Here is a 15,725-nt window from a genome sequence, read left to right on the forward strand (position 1 = left end):
CGCATGTTGGTCAGTCAATCCCCATCAACCGGGCATTGAGCGCGCGGTCCGAGCCGCTGTCGGCAAAGTCGTCGAACGCCTTGTCGGTCACGCGGATGATGTGGCGATCGATGAAGGGCGCCCCCTCGGCCGCGCCGTCTTCAGGATGCTTGAGCGCGCATTCCCATTCCAGCACCGCCCAGCCGGCAAAGTCATATTGCGCCATCTTGGAGAAAATCCGGCTGAAATCGACCTGACCGTCGCCCAGGCTGCGGAAACGGCCCGGCCGGTCCACCCAGGACTGATACCCGCCATAGACGCCCATCCGGCCGCTCGGCCGAAACTCGGCGTCCTTGACGTGAAAGCACTTCACCCGCTCGTGATAAATGTCCAGAAACGCCAGATAATCAAGCTGTTGCAGCACGAAGTGGCTGGGATCGTACAGGATGTTGGCGCGCGGATGATTGCCCACGCGCTCCAGGAACATCTCGAACGTCACGCCGTCGTGCAGGTCTTCGCCCGGATGAATCTCGAAGCCGATATCGACGCCGTTTTCATCGAACACATCCAGGATCGGTCGCCAGCGCCGGGCCAGCTCGTCAAACGCATCCTCGACCAGCCCGGCCGGTCGTTGCGGCCAGGGATAGAAATAGGGCCAGGCCAGCGCGCCGGAAAAGCTGGCATGGGCAGACAGGCCCAGGCGACGGCTGGCCACCGCCGCCATCTTCACCTGCTCCACCGCCCATCGCTGGCGCGCCGCCGGATTGCCGCGCACATGCTCCGCGGCGAAACCGTCGAACTGCGCGTCATAGGCCGGATGCACCGCCACCAGCTGGCCCTGAAGGTGCGTTGAAAGCTCGGTGATCGCCAGCCCCTTTTCGGCCAGCATGCCGCTGATCTCATCGCAATAGGCCTGGCTCTCGGCCGCCTTGGCAAGATCGAACAGGCGGTCGTCCCAGCTGGGTATCTGAATGCCCTTGTAGCCCAGTCCGGCAACCCAGTCGGCAATCGCTTCCAGCGAGTTGAACGGCGCCACATCCCCTGCAAACTGGGCGAGGAAGATCGCCGGTCCCTTGATCGTCCGCATATTCCCGCTCCCTTAGACCTTCAGATCGACCCAGCCCGCCTCTGCACGGCTGGCCTCGACCGCGGTGCCGACCAGCGTCATGCTGCGCAAACCGGCCGCAACCCCGGGCAACAGCGGCGCAGCCTCTCCGCGCAGCAGGGCTGCGAAATCCCGATACAGGTTGGCGAACGCTTCCAGATATCCCTCCGGATGCCCGCCCGGCGTGCGCATGCGCGCCGCCGCATCGCGGCCCAGCCCCGGGTCCCCCGCCCGCACGATTTCGGTGCGCCCGTCACCATGATGCAGCATCAGGTCGTTCGGCTGCTCCTGCCGCCAGACAAGGCCGCCGCTTTCACCGTAAACGCGGATGCGCAGGCCGTTCAGCTCACCCACTTCGATCTGCGATGCCAGCAACACGCCGCGCGCACCGTTTTCGAACCGCAGCAGCAGCGCGCAATCGTCATCCAGCGCCCGACCCGGCACCACGCTGCCCAGATCCGCCAGCAGCCGCGTCACCTTCAGCCCGGTGACGAACTCGGCCAGGTGAAAGCCATGCACGCCGATGTCGCCGATGCACCCGCCTTCGCCGGCCCGCGCCGGGTCCAGCCGCCATTCCGCCTGCTTGCCTTCACCCGCGCCGGCCAGCCACCCCTGCGGATATTCGACCACCACCTTGCGGATCGCGCCCAATGCCCCCGCCGCAATCCGCGCCCGCGCCTCGCGCACCAGGGGATAGCCGGAATAGGTATAGGTCAGCGCATAGGGCTTGCCGGTGCGGGCGACCACATCCGCCAGCTCGCGCGCCTCGGCCAGGGTGGCGGTCATCGGCTTGTCGCTCATGACCGGGAAACCGGCCCTCAACGCAGCGCGCGCGGCAGGCAGGTGATTGTAATTCGGCGTGACGATCGTGACGAAATCGATCGGGTCGCCCCGCCCCCGCTCGCCCGCCAGCATGGCGTCGATATCGGCATAGCTGCGCGCTGGATCGATGCCGTAGCCGCGCCCCGCCTCAGCCGACCGATCGGCATCGCGGCTGAAGGCACCCGCCACCAGTTCGATCTCGCGATCCAGCTCCGCTGCAATCCGGTGAATCGGACCGATAAAGGACCCAGGCCCGCCGCCGATCATCCCCATCCGCAAACGCGGCATTGCCAACCTCTCCGCGCCGCCTTTGCCGGCGACATCAATATCAGAACAATGGTTCTAATATCTTTCGAACAAAGGCGGTGTCAATCATTTCCCGGAAGCGTTCAGAAATGCGGCTTGGTCGTCAGGAACAGCGCGATCATTCGCGCCAGATCTTCCTTCAAGACCTGCCAGTCCCCTTCCCACGCCGCAGTCGGCGAGCCAAAGCCAAGGTGACGGGCGATCGCTGCATAAAGAACCCGATAGACCGTATCCACCGCGCGGTCGGGATCCGGCTCGCGGATATCTGCCCGAAATTCCAACAGCGCGCTCTTCACCTCGTCGGCCGCGCGCATATAGGAAGCCTTGCCCCGCGCCGCGACGATCGTATCGGTGGTTGCGCGCAGCATCAGCGGACGCATCAGATCGGCAAATTCGCGAAGCGTTTCCGAAACCGCATCGACAAGGCGCACCACCAGCGAATCCAGATTGTCGCTCTGTTTACGCGCCGCCTCCAGCCGCGTGTGCATCTTGTCTTCGACGCGGGTCAGGATGCGCAACTGCACCGCATGCAGCAGCGCCTCCTTGCTCTCGAATCGATTATAGATCGATCCGATCGACACCTTGCCCATCTTGCTGACTTCGTTGAGCGTGAAATCATCCGATCCGCGGCTGGCCAGCATTTTCTCCGCCGCGACCAGCATCCGCTCATAGGATGCGCGACTTCGCCCCTGCACCGGCGCACGCAACGCGGTGGCCATGCCTGCGTCGTCGTAGGTCATAGCCTCCCCCCATTTCGCAAGCCGCAGCGAGCCTTCATTTCTTGTTCAAGCTTCCTTCTGGACATAACAGAATAATGGTTCTAATTCAAATCCAAGTGGGGATATTGCGGCGCCTTTTTCAAGGCGGCCATCTTTGGCCCAATGACAAACGGATAGGGGCAGGGCGAGGATGACACAATATGATTACGTGATTGTCGGGGCCGGCTCTTCGGGCTGCGTTCTCGCTCGCCAGTTGAGCGACGACCCCCGAAATCGCGTACTTCTTGTCGAGGCCGGCGGCGACAACCAGAATCCGTTCATCAAGATGGCGGGCGGGTTCATGAAAATCCTGGGCCGGCCGGATTATTTCTGGTCCTTCCCGGTCGAACCCCTGCCCGGCCGCCGAAAAGAGGTACACACCTATGGCAAGGGCCTTGGCGGATCGTCGGCCGTCAACGGCACCTGGTATCTGCGCGGACAGCCGCGCGACTATGATCAGTGGCGCGACCAGGGGCTGGCCGGCTGGGGTTGGGACGAGCTTGAGCGCTGCTATCGCTGGCTCGAAAACTATCGCGCACCCGGTGCCGATCCGTCGCGCGGGCATGACGGCCCGCTACAGATCACCCAGTCGGACCACGACTCCACGGTTTACCGTGCTCTGATCAAAGCCTGCACGGGCATGGGCGTTCCCTGGCTCGACGATATCTGCACACCGGCGACGCAGGGCGTGGGGCGCACGCAATATACGGTGGACCGCAAGGGCAAGCGCTCCTCGAGCTATGAATCGTTTCTCGCGCCGATCCGCAATCGGCCCAACCTGACGATCGTCACCGATTGCCTGGTCCGCCGCGTCCTGATCAATGGACGGCGTGCGACGGGCATTGTGTGCGATCGCGACGGCACGGAAATCGAATATCAGGCCGCGCGGGACGTCATCGTCTCGTCCGGCGTGTATCGGTCGCCGCAACTGTTGCAACTGTCGGGGATCGGCGCCGGATCGCTGCTCGGCAGCCTGGGAATTGCTGTCGTCCAGGATCTGCCTGCGGTCGGCCGGAATCTGTGCGATCATCAAAAGTTCGGCATCTCGTACGATCTGCATAACCACCCCGGCACCAACCGCGAATTTCTGGGCTGGCGGCTATACCGCAACGCGTTGCGGTATTTCCTGACCGGCACCGGGCCGCTTGCTCGTGTGGGGATGCCCTTGACCATGCTCAGGTCGAGCGAAGGCGAACCGGATTGGCCGGATTTTCAGCTGGCCGCCGCGCCCTTTGCGATGCGCACCGTCAAGGAAATGGCGGCGGCACCGGGCAGCCCGATCTCGACCAAGCCGGGCATCACCTTTTCCGGTTATCACCTGCGCCCCAGAAGCCGCGGCTCGGTCGCCATCACATCGGCCGATGCATCCGCCTCCCCCAGGGTCGAATCCGGGATGTGGAGCGATTCCTACGACATCGGCAAAGCGCTCGAATTGCTGAAGATGCTTCGATCGATGGCCGCATCACCGGCCATGTCGCCCTTTGTCGGTAAGGAACGCATGCCGGGCGACGAGGTTCGCAGTGACGAAGCACTGATCGAGGAACTGCGCCAGATGGTCGATCCTGGCCTTCACGGCACCGGCACTTGCTCGATGGGGACCAATCCGGCCACGTCGGTGGTCGATGCGCGGTGCCGGGTACACGGGATCGACGGCCTGCGCGTGGTCGATTGCTCGATCATGCCGACGCCGGTTTCGGGAAACACCAATGGACCGGCGATGGCCGTCGGCGCCCGCGCTGCTGAACTGATCCTGGAAGACAACGCGGGCTGAGCGCCGCGCGCCGTCGCCTGTACGCGCACGCGCCATCGCCCTCCGCCCGAAGGCGCCGGAGCCGCAAGCGGTTCCGGCACCCGGACGCTCTATTGCTTGTTCGATTCCTTGAAGAGCGTGAAGAAATCGAAATCCTTGCCCGCCGGCGGCGTCAGTTCCCATTCCGGCGGGAATTGCGCGGGCGGCGTGCCGTTGGTGCTACGGAACACGAAACCGCGGTTGGACCGTTCGGTGAACGGAATGTTATGCGCGCCCGCGCTCGACCTCAGCTGCTCGAACAGGCGGTGGCGCAGATCGACGCGCACATCGACATAGGCGGGATCGAAGATCAGATTGCGCATCTCCTTCGGGTCGCTCTTGAGGTCGTACAGCTCCTCAATGTCCCAGACGCCGAAATACTGAATATATTTCATGTCGTTGCGCACAATCGAAAAGCTGGCGGGGGTCATCGGATACTGCCAGTCCCAATAATATTCGTAGACAAAATCATCCTGCGGCCAGTCCTTCCACGCCACCTTGCCTTTCAGCAGCGGCGCGACGCTGTGTCCCTCGAACTGCGGCGGCGCCTTTACCCCGGCGAAATCGAGAAAGGTCGGCGCCAGATCGAGATTGCGGATACGCGCCGGGCTGCGCACGCCCGCCGGGATCAGGCCGGGCGCATAGGCGATCATCGGCACGCGCACCGATTCCTCATAGGCGTTTCGCTTGTCGACCAGGCCGTGCGCGCCCCACATCGACCCATTGTCGCTGAAGAAGACGATGATGGTATTCTTGTCCAGGCCCGATTTCTTCAGATAGGCCATCATGCGCCCGATACTGTCATCGACGGCCGATAACACCTGATCGCAATCGCGCCGGTTGGCGAGCAGCGAATCCGGCCCCGTGGCATGTCGAATGTCGATGCCGTGCCAGCTGTTGCGCTGGTTGCGCACCCACATGGGCTTGTCCTTGTAATTCTCCGGCGTGTCGGCAAAACTGGCCGGCAATTGATAGGTCCAGCCCTTATACTGGTTTGCATAGCGGGGCGGCGGGATGCACGGACCATGCACCGCCTTGTGCGACATATAGAGGAAGAACGGCTTGCTCGGATCGCGCTCCTGCTCCAGCCAGTTCATCTCATATCCGCTCAGTTCGTCGGTGATATAGTCCTTGCGCGGCACCGCCTTCCCATCGACATTCAGCATCTGCTGCTGTTTCTGGCCGAAATCGCCCATCGGCAGATAGCTACCCTGCCCCTTGAAGCTGACCCATTTATCGAAGCCGGGGCGCGGCGCATCGCTGTCCGCACCCATGTGCCACTTGCCGATGAACGCCGTCTGATATCCGGCCTTTTGCAGGTAGCTCGGGAAGAAGGTCAGCCCCTCCTCGCTGGAATCGGTATTGTCGACCACATGATGATTGCGCGTCGTCATGCCGGTCAGGATCGTCGCACGGCTGGGACTGCACAGTGACGTGGTGACGGCGGCACGCGGGATATACGTCCCCCCCTTCACCAGCTTGTCGATATTGGGGGTCTTCAGCGTCGGATTGTCGGCGCCGATATCGTCGATCGGCAGATCGTCGAGCAGGATGAAGATCATATTCGGCTGTTTCGACCAGGCGGAGGAATCCGCGCCGGCGGGTACGGTCTTTGCGATACCGGCGCCCGTCAGTGCAGGCCCGCCCGCAACCATGGCCAGGCCCAGCGACGCCGTGGCGAACAGGGACGGCAACACCTTGCGGCGGGAAGTTTTGGCACTCTGCGTCATGCGGCTACTCCGGTAGAATCTGGAAGGGATTGATCAGGGGGCTGCCGACCTGAACTCAGTCATAGGGGCGCGGCGCCCCCTCGGGCTGGTTCTTGCGCGGATCGGTATCGACAAAGCCGCCGGGCGACCGATCGACCTTGTAGGGGTCGTAGGTGCCTTCAAGCTTCTGGATGATATATTTGGCGACCTTGCGAACCGAACGGTGATCCTCCTTCGCCGAACGCCGGATCGCCGGAAGCACCGGCCGCGCCCGCTCGCCCACGAAATCGAGCGCGTTGATCGCCTGCATGCGGAACGGCCCGTCATCCTCGGTATCGATGATGAAACCGAGCATATTGAGCGCGAAATCATCGTTGGTCAGATTCACCAGCGCCTCCGACAACACGATACGGGTCGCCGGCGAAGGCTCGTCCAGCAATTGACGTTTCAGCCTGCCGGCATGCGGCAAGGCGCGTTCCCCAGCGATCAGGAAGCCCATCGCCGCCCAGTAGCGCATCACCTCATTGTCGTGATCGAACGCGTCCAGAAACGGTTTCATGTCCGCCGGGCGCGAGGCCGCCAGCGCCGCCAGCTTCATCACGTCGCGAATGGGATAGGCCAGCGGGTTGCGGCTGTTTACATACCCCTCGGCCGCACACCCTTCCGGGATCAGGCCGTTATCGACGATATCGATCATGTGGGCATCGAGCGCCCTGCTCAGCTCGGCCAGCTTCCCGGCATGATCGGCCCGGGCGGCCAGATTGTCGACCATGTGGAAATCGGCTTCCACGTCGTAGAGTTCTTCATAGGGCTTGGGCTGCCAGAAGCGCTCCTGCTGCGGGGTGAGCTTCCCCGCCAGGTGCAGCGCGTGCCAGTCCTGATAGGAACCCGCCTGGAACATGAATTCGACATGCTGGCCCCATGGGCGGTGCGGCGTGTAATTGCGGATATAGCGAAAGCGCCCGTCGGTGATGCTGCGCGACAGGTCATAGCGCTCGTCCATCCGGTCGCGCCCGCCGACGGCATATTTCATCGGCTTGCCCTGACGCGGGCCGATCAGGGCGCGGCCCTGAACATGTTTCGGCGCCTCGATATCGACCAGCGACAGCACGGTCGGCATCAGGTCATTGAACGTCACCGGCTCCTTGACGCGGGAACCGGGCGCATATTGCGACAGGTGGCGCCATTTCGGCGGCACATAGATGATCAGCGGATTGCGCAGGCCCAGATCGTAACAGAAGCGCTTGCCGCGCGGCGTGATGCCGCCATTGTCACCATAATAGAAGATGATGGTGTCGTCCGCGACACCGGCATCCTCCAGCTCCTTCAGCCGGAAGGCCAGTTCGCGGTCCATATGCTCCATCGCATTGTAGAAGGTCGCGAAATCGGTCCGCACCTTCTCGGTATCCGGCAGGAAGGGGGGAATTTTGCCGCCCATCATCTCCGGCTTGAACCGCCCCTCGCGAACCGGCTGGCCGAACAGATCCTTGCGGCCGTTGAACAGGCTGCTTTCGTGGGTGGTGAAGGTATTGAAGACGGCGAAGAAAGGCTGCCCCGCCGCCCGCTTGTTCCAGTGCGCCTCCTCACTGGATTCGTCCCACAGGTCCATCACATAGTCGAACTGGGAGTTATAATTCTTCTTCTGGTTGTTCGACCGGTAATAGCCCAGATCGCGGAAATATTCGGGATAGCCGCGGATATAGCGCGGCAGCACCTCGTCCAGCGAACCGAAATCCTCGGAGGAACCGCAAGACGCCGGATGCATGCCCAACAGGATGGAAAAGCGCGAAGGACCGCATACCGGCGACACGCAATAGGCGCGCTCGAACAGGATTCCCTGTCGCGCCAGCCGGTCGATCGTGGGCGTATAGGCCAGCTTGTCGCCATATGCCCCGATGACCGGAAAATTGTCTTCGCTGGTGAACCACAGGATGTTGGGCCGCTCACCCGGCGCCGGCACCTTGTCCTTCGCGGAAACCGGGTTTGCCAGGGCTGTAGCGGCACCCAGGGCGCCGCCGTGCAAGACCTGGCGCCTGTTGATTTCCATTGACCCTCTCCCAGCTTACGACATCTCTATTAGAATATGTATTCTATTTCAGGGCAATTCTGTCAAGTGGGTCCCGCGCTATTCCGTCAATCGATCCAGATGCTCGCAACCAACCGGCTCCGGATAGCGTCCGAGTGGCGGCTTGGGCGTCTGCGGATCGACCAGCGTCTGCTTGCCGCGTTTCTCGACCGGCCCCGGCGGCAACCGCCCGCTCAACTCCTTGACGATAGCGGCATAACGCGGATCGTCCGCCAGATTGCGATGCTCGAACGGATCGGCGTCATGGTCATAAAGTTGACGGCCCAGCTTGCCGCCTTCCCACTCCGTATAGCGCCAGCGGTCGGTACGGATGCTGCGGCCACCCAGAATTTGAGAATAGGCGGTATTATCCCAATCCCGGCGCGCGGTATCGAGCAACAGCGGCTTCAGACTCGTACCTTCGATATCCGTCTTGGGCGGCAGGCCGGCGAGCTGGACCAGGGTGGGATAAAGATCGAGCATCTCGACAATCTGCCGCGCCGACCGATCGCGCAACAGCCCCGGCGCGCGGATGATCATCGGCACCCGCACCGCCTCTTCCCACAGCAGCGACTTTTCCCACTGGCCATGTTCGCCCAGCATGAAACCGTGATCGCCGATGAAAACGACCACGGTATTCTTGTCGAGCCCCTGGTCACGCAGCTGCTTCAGCACACGGCCGACCTGTGCATCGATGAAGCTGCTCGAGGCCGAATAGGCAGCGATCATCTGACGCTGCTGCGATTCGGTCATGCCGAGGTTCATCAGGTCGGAATTGGCGGCGACGGGCATCACCTTTGACAGCGATTCCGGCGTTTCGTTCGCCAGCTTCACGGAAGCGAACGGATAATCCGCGAAATATTTTTTCGGCGTGATCTCGGGTACGTGCGGGCGATAAAACCCGACCGCCAGGAAGAAGGGTTTGTCGCCATGCTGTTTCAGCTGGTCGATCGCGGCGTCGGCCACCTTGCCATCGGTGAAATCGCCATCGGGCGCATCATGGTCCAGCCAGGCGAGCGCCCGGCCAAGCCCCGGAATCCCCGGGGTCAGGTTATGGACCTTGTCTTCGACATCCTTGTCCACGCCGCGCGGGTTGACCACCTGATCCCAGCTTTGCGGATCATCCGGTCCCGACGTGCCGATATCCTTGGGTACACCCTGGTGAAACACCTTGCCGACGCGCGCGACATAATAGCCGTTCTGGCGGAAATATTGCGGCATCGTCACCGCGTCAGGCAGGGTACAGCGAAACCGCTCGAACACCGCCCCGATACCGATCGTATTGGGTCGCAACCCGGTCAGGAACGAGGCACGGCTCGGCCCGCAGATCGGAAACTGGGTATAGGCCCGGTCGAACCGCACCCCCTGACTCGCCAATCGGTCGATATTCGGCGTGCGCACCGGCGCACCATAGGTACCCAGGCGCGAATTCTGGTCATCCGCGATGATGAACAGCACATTGAGCTTTTGCGCGGTCGCCGCCGGGGGGCTGGCGCCCGGTCCTGCCGATCGGGGCGCGCACCCGTTCGTCGCGCCGGCCAGCGCAAGCGCGGCACCGGCGGCCAGCATCAGGCGAAGCGAACGCCCCCCCTGACGCCCCCTCGCATTCGCTTTCACCTCATTCCGCATTGTCACCTCCTGCCGATACCGGTGCGCGATAGCGGTCGATATAGATGTTGAACGCGCCCTCGCTGGGGCTGCGGTCGGGATAGGGAAGCTGGGTCGCATTCCATGCTTCCCATCGCTGTTTCAGGTCCGCCATGATCGCCGGTTGCAAGGTTTGCTGTTCGGCCCGTTCGCGGGGGTCCTTGCGGACATTGAACAGCCGCTCCTTGTTGCCGATGCGCAGATACTTCCAGTCGCCATCACGCACCGCGGCCTGCCCGCTGGCCTTCATGCGCCAGAACAGGGTTCGTTTGACCGGCGGTGCCCCATCGACCAGCTGCGGCAGCAGATTGATCCCTTCCAGATTGTCCGGCACCGGCGCGCCGGCGGCGGCCAGGAAGGTCGGCACCGTGTCCATGGAGATCATTACCTGGTCCGACCGGGTTCCCGGCGCGATCCGGCCGGGCCAGCGCATGATGAGCGGCACACGGATGCCGCCTTCCATCAACTCGCCCTTGTATCCGACGCAGGGCCATGTGTTGGAATAGCGTTCGCCGCCATTGTCGCTGGTGAAGACCACGATCGTGTCCTCCGCCATGCCCATTTCATCGAGCGCCGCCAGGACGCGCCCGATATTGGCGTCCATGCTCATCATCATCTTCGCATAGGTTTCGAGCGATCCGCCGGTCGGGTCATTCATCTTAGAGACCGAACGGTGATGGTCCACGTCCTCCGGCCCTTCCCACGGCCAGTGCGGAGAATTGAAATGGAGGCTCAAAAACAGGGGCTTGTCGCTCTTGGCGCGAATCTGCCGGATCGCCTCATCTGCCAAAATGTCGGTCAGATAGCCGTCACGACTGACCGGCTTGTCGCCGTCATGCAGCCCCGCATCCGGCGAATTGAAACCGGGACCGAGATTATGCGTGAAATAATCCGCCGCGCCCGCCGCAATGCCGAAGAAATGATCGTAGCCATAATGTGTAGGCCCGAATTCCGGAATCTTGCACACATGCCACTTGCCGACCAGCGCGGTGCGATATCCGGCGTCACGCAACATCGACGCGACGGTCGGCGTATCGAGCGGCACCTCCTGTCCGGGAGCGAAGCGGATGTTCGGCTCGGCTAGCCCGGCTTTGAAATGACCCTGATAGCGCCCCGTCAGCAGCGCGGTTCGGGTGGGTGAACAGATCGCGGCATTGGCATAGGCCTGATCAAGCCGGGCGCCCTGCTGCGCCAGTTCGTCAAGCACGGGCGTGCGATACCCCTGCGCGCCGTAGCAGGAAAGGTCCGCATATCCCATGTCGTCCGCGAGGATGAACAGGATATGGGGTTGCTTCGCCTTGCCCGCTGCTGGGCCAGCCTTCGCCCGTGCGCGGCCATGCAACGTCATGGCGACTCCGGCGACACCCGCCACGCCGGCGGATTCCAGAAATCGGCGGCGGCTCGGCTCGAACTTACTCACGAAATCCCCTCATGTGTCGAATGGCTGAACACGGAAACAGCTGTTGTCTGGTTCATGACGATGTCGCTGCGTGAATTTTGAATACGCGCTCGGCATTGGCGTGAAAAAACAGAGCGGAATCCGCCCGGTTCATCCCGATGGCGTCGGCCCGCCGTACTGCCTCCGGTCCATCCTCGAACGGATAGTCGATCGCGAACAACACGCGGTCGGCACCCAGTACTTCCTGACACAGGCGCACTGCGGGCGCCCAGTTGGTGCCGCTGGTCGTGACGTAGAAATTCTCGCGGAAATACGCGCTCGGACGCCGCTTCAGCTTGCCGGTGCCGCCACGATTCATCGCCATGTAGCGATTGTCGATCCGGTCCAGGTAAAAGGGAATGCCCTCCCCATTATGCCCCAGAACAATCTTGAGCTTCGGGAAGTGGTCAAACACGCCCGCCATGATCATGCTCATCGCATGCAGGCCCGCCTCGGCGGCGTAGCCCCACACCGCACCCTGTAAATTCTGTTCGAGATAGGGTTTCAGCATATCCGCGCGCGGTTCGCGCGGGTGCAGGTAGATCGGCACATCGAGCGCTTCGGCCGCCTCCAATATCGGCCAGTAGCGCGTGTCCGACAGATATCGGTCGTTGGTACTGGAATTGACGATCCCCCCCTTGAACCCAAGCGAGCGCACCGCGCGCTCCAATTCCTGGGCAGCGCCGTCCGGATCCTGCGGCGCAAAGGCAGCGAGCGGCGCAAAGCGATCCGGCCATTGCCGCATCCATCCCGCCGCCCGGTCGTTGGCCAGCCGGGCCAGTTCGGCCCCCTGCCCCGCCTCAAAGATCTGCACGCCCGGCGAATTGAGCAACAGCACCTGCATCGACACGCCGGCGCGATCCATATCCGCGATGCGCAATTCGGGGTCGAGCAATTGCGGCATCCGCGGAAACCTGCCGCCAGGTCCGATCAGGCTGGCCAGCCCGGGCTCCCGGTCGGCGTGCTTCGCCATGAAGGCATCGACCGCGTCGATCAGTTCGGGAAGCGAGAACCCTTCCTCGCAAGCGATCCTGCGCGTCGGCGTGGCGGCGCTGACCCGGCCCAAGCCCGCGGAAGACAGCACACCAGCGCTCGCCGTCGTACCAATGAAATGACGACGGGTCAGCGCATGCATATGAATCGATACTCCACTGGCGGCGTCAGGCCACCGGCAGGAAATGGGCCGGGGCATCGCCCCGACCCATTCCGTTTCAGAAGTTGAGCGACGCCTGCAAACCCACCTGACGCAAGCCGCGGCTGGTGTTGTAAACGCCCCAGGCGATATTTGGAGCGCGCGTCGTATCCTGATTGGCCAGCGAGGCGAACTGCTGCGGCGAGTTCTGATTGAACAGGTTGTTGACGAACAGCGCGAGACGCCAGCTATCGCCCATCTTCGCACCGACACGGGCGCCGACAATCGCGTGGCCCTTGTAGATGAAATACCGGCTGTTGCTCAGATCGGACAGCCGTTCCTCGCTCTTGTAGCTGATATCGAAACCGAGGAAGCCATCGACCTTGCTGGTCAATGCGAAATCATAGTCCCCATAGAAGCTGGCGGTGAAGCGGGCGGCATCAGCCAGCTGGGTTCCGCCCATATTCGTACCGTCCTGTGCCAGGAAATTGTCAGGATACAGCACGGGGTTAAAGGTGAAGCTGGCATTCAGCTTCAGATGGTCGCCCACGCGCCCAAAGATGTCCCCTTCGATACCCTTGGTGATGATCTTCGGAATATTGAACGGGTTACACGTCGTCGATTGCGTGGCAATATCCACGTCGCAACGCGACCCCTGGTAATTCTTCACGCTGGTATAGAAGGCGCTGAGGTTCACCAACAGGCGACCATTCAACCAGCTTGATTTGATCCCGGCCTCAAACGAGGTCGGAATCTCAGGCGAAACCGCCTGGGCCGGCGTCGTGTTCTGAAGCGGAGAAATCTGAGCGTTCTTATACCCGCGCGACACGGTGCTAAAGAGCATCAGGTTGCGGTCGATCTCATATTCCGCACCGATACGCCAGGAAAAGTCATTATCGGAAAGCCGCATGCTGGCCGTCGTCGTCGCATTATTGGCGGTATTGACGGTCGTCCCGTCGAAACCGACCTTCGCGATATTGTAGCGACCGCCCGCAAACACCGTGAACTGGCCCGGATGATAGCGAAGCTCGCCGAAGACCGATGTGTTACGCGTGTACCAGGACTGGAAGTTGTCGTACGCGCCAGGGACGATGAACGTGTTGCAAAGCGCATTGGTCGAAACGGGGAAACAGGTCGCGATCGGCAACGAGCCCTTGCGGGTATAAATGCGCGTATAGGCCCCGGCCGACGGCCCGGCGACGCTGTCGACATGAGAGATGAAATAGAAGCCGCCCAGCGTGAAGGACAACGGCTTCGACATATCCGATGCCAACCGGATTTCCTGGGTGAACTGATCGTAATCGCTGGTCAGGCCGGAATGAACGCTGGTCAGGTCGAGCGCCTCGGGCAGATTGTCGATGTCATTCTGAGTCGATGTGGCGAGCTTACGATATGCAGTAATCGAAGTGAGCGACAGTCCCCCGCCCAGATCAAGGTCGAATTCACCCGAATAACCCTGCGTCCGATAGGTCTGGGCCGATGGCGCGTCACTACAGATTTCGAAGTTGTTGATATTCGGATTGACCCCGCAATAGCGGACACGGTCATAGTTGCTCGCAACGACGCCGGCCGGGGGCGCAGGCTGCGTCAACGTACCCGTGGCCGCATTAAGAAGCCCGGTATCGCGCAGCGCCAGGAAATAGCCGTTACCACGATCTTCCGAGTTATATTCAGCGGCAAGATTGAGCGTGAATCCCGGCGCAAGTTCAGCCTTGAACCGCCCGCGAACACCCCATTCCCGGCGATAGTCCTTGTTGCCAAGGTAAATGTTCTCAAGAACGCCCTGCGTCCGGACGCCGTAACCACTGACGCGCAGACCCGCAAACCCGGCGATCGGAACATTGACGGCGGCGCGAATTTGCTGCTTGCCGTAGTTCGATCCCGCAAAGTCGTCGAAGCTCAGTTCAGTCGATATGGTCCCGCTGAACTTGTCGTAATCCGGCGCGATGGTCGTGATGTTGATGACGCCCGCGGACACGCTCTGACCGAACAATGTTCCTTGCGGGCCACGCAGCACTTCAACCCGGGCGACATCGGAAAGATTACGGATATTGGTCAGGCCCTGCACCACGCCATCGACGACGATACCGACGGACGGTTCGGCAGCGCGGGAGCGCGAAAACGTACCCACGCCGCGAATATAGCCGCCACCGCCGGAACCGCCGGGATTTTCCGCCAGCTTCAACGACGAAACCGTCCGGCCCAGATCGTTGATTTCCTGAACGCCCTGCGCGCGCAGCTGATCGGCCCCGACCACCGTGATCGGAATCGGCACGTCCTGCACACTTTGCGCTGTACGCTGCGCAGTCACGATAATTTCCGAATCGCCCAGATCGTCCTTGGCCTGCGTCTTCGCGGCATCTCCGGCGTCTTGCGCGAAGGCCGGCGTCACAAGCGCCATGGACGCTACGCCAGTGAAAAGAATTGCGCTGATTCGCATTAGCTTCCTCCCCAAAATTATGCCCGGATGCATGTGACTCCGCATCCCTAACGAATCCTCGTTATCAAAATCAGTGTTCTAATTCTAGCAAAAAGATGCTCCCGCCTTGCCGACGGGTTGCGACGGGACCCGACCTCCATGTCGCGGTGTTCGGCGACAGCGTCTTTAGAGACCGAATATCGGGTGGCGGCGAACCCCGGCTACAACAATTCCGGGTTCACCAACTCCATTTATGCGAGCCGGCGCCCCGGGGTGCGCAGGTGCGCCATCGGTTCTGATCCCCCAGGTGCATGACATGGCGGGCCGACCGATCGATCGCCGGGATATGATGGAAATGCTGGCGGGCGCGGCGGGTAGCTTCGCGCTCGGCCCGCGCGGCGCCTGCCAGCCCGATAGCGGGTTCCGCACCCGGCTTCCCGTGGGGTGCGGCGACCGCCGGGGTCCGGTCAAAGGGAACAACATCGCCGCCCGGCGCGGGATCCTGGCAGTCGGAAGGATCGCGACGCCCCTCGCCGGCATCGGTGACGTCATCCGT

10 protein-coding genes are annotated in these 15,725 nt (G+C 62.1%); 1 reads left to right on the top strand and 9 read right to left on the bottom strand.

Annotated elements, in window-relative coordinates; translation table 11 throughout:
• Positions 1-10: 10 nt before the first annotated feature.
• The 3 genes from KF783_RS00165 to KF783_RS00175 form a co-directional block, all read right to left on the bottom strand.
• Positions 11-1,066 carry a sugar phosphate isomerase/epimerase gene (locus tag KF783_RS00165; RefSeq protein WP_294075867.1) on the bottom strand — a complete coding sequence of 352 codons (1,056 nt, stop codon included), beginning with the start codon at positions 1,064-1,066 and terminating at the stop codon, positions 11-13.
• 12 nt (positions 1,067-1,078) lie between these two features.
• Entirely contained in the window at positions 1,079-2,194 is a 1,116-nt protein-coding gene (locus KF783_RS00170; protein ID WP_294075868.1) for a Gfo/Idh/MocA family oxidoreductase, read from the bottom strand.
• A gap of 101 nt (positions 2,195-2,295) precedes the next feature.
• Positions 2,296-2,952, bottom strand: coding sequence for a TetR/AcrR family transcriptional regulator (locus tag KF783_RS00175; RefSeq protein WP_294075869.1), 657 nt, complete (start codon positions 2,950-2,952; stop codon positions 2,296-2,298).
• A gap of 169 nt (positions 2,953-3,121) precedes the next feature.
• On the opposite strand from KF783_RS00175, the gene KF783_RS00180 reads away from it, so the two are divergent.
• Positions 3,122-4,741 carry a GMC family oxidoreductase N-terminal domain-containing protein gene (locus tag KF783_RS00180; RefSeq protein ID WP_294075870.1) on the top strand — a complete coding sequence of 540 codons (1,620 nt, stop codon included), beginning with the start codon at positions 3,122-3,124 and terminating at the stop codon, positions 4,739-4,741.
• An 89-nt stretch (positions 4,742-4,830) separates the two neighbouring features.
• Here KF783_RS00180 and KF783_RS00185 read toward each other — a convergent pair whose 3' ends face one another.
• From KF783_RS00185 to KF783_RS00210, 6 genes are all read right to left on the bottom strand, one after another.
• Entirely contained in the window at positions 4,831-6,489 is a 1,659-nt protein-coding gene (locus tag KF783_RS00185) for a sulfatase (RefSeq protein ID WP_294075871.1), read from the bottom strand.
• Positions 6,490-6,544: 55 nt separating this feature from the next.
• On the bottom strand, positions 6,545-8,491 hold the full coding sequence (locus KF783_RS00190) for a sulfatase (protein WP_294075872.1): 1,947 nt from the start codon (positions 8,489-8,491) through the stop codon (positions 6,545-6,547).
• A gap of 102 nt (positions 8,492-8,593) precedes the next feature.
• On the bottom strand, positions 8,594-10,102 hold the full coding sequence (locus tag KF783_RS00195; RefSeq protein ID WP_294075873.1) for a sulfatase: 1,509 nt from the start codon (positions 10,100-10,102) through the stop codon (positions 8,594-8,596).
• A 49-nt stretch (positions 10,103-10,151) separates the two neighbouring features.
• Positions 10,152-11,600, bottom strand: coding sequence for a sulfatase-like hydrolase/transferase (locus tag KF783_RS00200; protein ID WP_294075874.1), 1,449 nt, complete (start codon positions 11,598-11,600; stop codon positions 10,152-10,154).
• A 52-nt stretch (positions 11,601-11,652) separates the two neighbouring features.
• Positions 11,653-12,684: an amidohydrolase family protein gene (locus tag KF783_RS00205; protein WP_294075875.1), complete on the bottom strand. Its 1,032-nt coding sequence runs from the start codon at positions 12,682-12,684 to the stop codon at positions 11,653-11,655.
• A 145-nt stretch (positions 12,685-12,829) separates the two neighbouring features.
• On the bottom strand, positions 12,830-15,151 hold the full coding sequence (locus KF783_RS00210; protein ID WP_294075876.1) for a TonB-dependent receptor: 2,322 nt from the start codon (positions 15,149-15,151) through the stop codon (positions 12,830-12,832).
• Positions 15,152-15,725 lie beyond the last annotated feature (574 nt).

Origin of the sequence: Sphingomonas sp. (assembly GCF_019635455.1) — a bacterium.
Taxonomy (GTDB): Bacteria; Pseudomonadota; Alphaproteobacteria; order Sphingomonadales; family Sphingomonadaceae; genus Sphingomonas.

Bases quoted from the DNA above. Each gene is read 5' to 3' on its own strand.
- KF783_RS00165 (WP_294075867.1), bottom strand. From the start codon at position 1,066: ATGCGGACGATCAAGGGACCGGCGATCTTCCTCGCCCAGTTTGCAGGG.
- KF783_RS00170 (WP_294075868.1), bottom strand. From the start codon at position 2,194: ATGCCGCGTTTGCGGATGGGGATGATCGGCGGCGGGCCTGGGTCCTTT.
- KF783_RS00175 (WP_294075869.1), bottom strand. From the start codon at position 2,952: ATGACCTACGACGACGCAGGCATGGCCACCGCGTTGCGTGCGCCGGTG.
- KF783_RS00180 (WP_294075870.1), top strand. From the start codon at position 3,122: ATGACACAATATGATTACGTGATTGTCGGGGCCGGCTCTTCGGGCTGC.
- KF783_RS00185 (WP_294075871.1), bottom strand. From the start codon at position 6,489: ATGACGCAGAGTGCCAAAACTTCCCGCCGCAAGGTGTTGCCGTCCCTG.
- KF783_RS00195 (WP_294075873.1), bottom strand. From the start codon at position 10,102: ATGCTGGCCGCCGGTGCCGCGCTTGCGCTGGCCGGCGCGACGAACGGG.
- KF783_RS00210 (WP_294075876.1), bottom strand. From the start codon at position 15,151: ATGGCGCTTGTGACGCCGGCCTTCGCGCAAGACGCCGGAGATGCCGCG.